Origin of the sequence: Thiomicrorhabdus marina, from assembly GCF_017571465.1 — a bacterium.
Classification (GTDB): domain Bacteria; phylum Pseudomonadota; class Gammaproteobacteria; order Thiomicrospirales; family Thiomicrospiraceae; genus Thiomicrorhabdus; species Thiomicrorhabdus marina.
In genome coordinates this window covers 1-365 of sequence record NZ_JAGETV010000073.1, presented here as the reverse complement: position 1 = coordinate 365, position 365 = coordinate 1, and the positions used below count along the sequence as shown (strand labels likewise).

1 protein-coding gene is annotated in these 365 nt (G+C 55.3%); it reads right to left on the bottom strand.

Going from position 1 to position 365, the window contains the following annotated elements; genetic code table 11:
• A partial coding sequence (locus tag J3998_RS13145) for an Ig domain-containing protein (RefSeq protein WP_208151115.1) occupies window positions 1-365 on the bottom strand: 365 nt, incomplete at both ends.

Below are 365 nucleotides of genomic sequence, written 5' to 3'. Positions count from 1 at the left end.
ATGCTATAGACTTTATTGGCGTCGTTGTCGGCATCACTGGCACTGACCGTGCCAACAACGGTACCGGAAGTGGTGCCTTCATCGGCACTGAAGTCGTACACATCATCGGCATCGTCGAATTCCGGAAGGGTGTTGTTCACCGTCCAAGTGAAGTCTTGGCTGGTCTCGGCACCCTCTCCATCGGTCGCGGTTACCGTCACCGTATAGGCTTGGGTGTTGTTGTCATCGTCTGTCGCATCCGAGGCGTCACTGACAATCGTGCCACTGATCACACCGGTGCTGCTGTTGATGCTTAAGCCTTCCGGTAGCCCACTGGCACTGAAGGTTAAGCTGTCGCCTGCATCGGCGTCACTGAAGTGACTTGA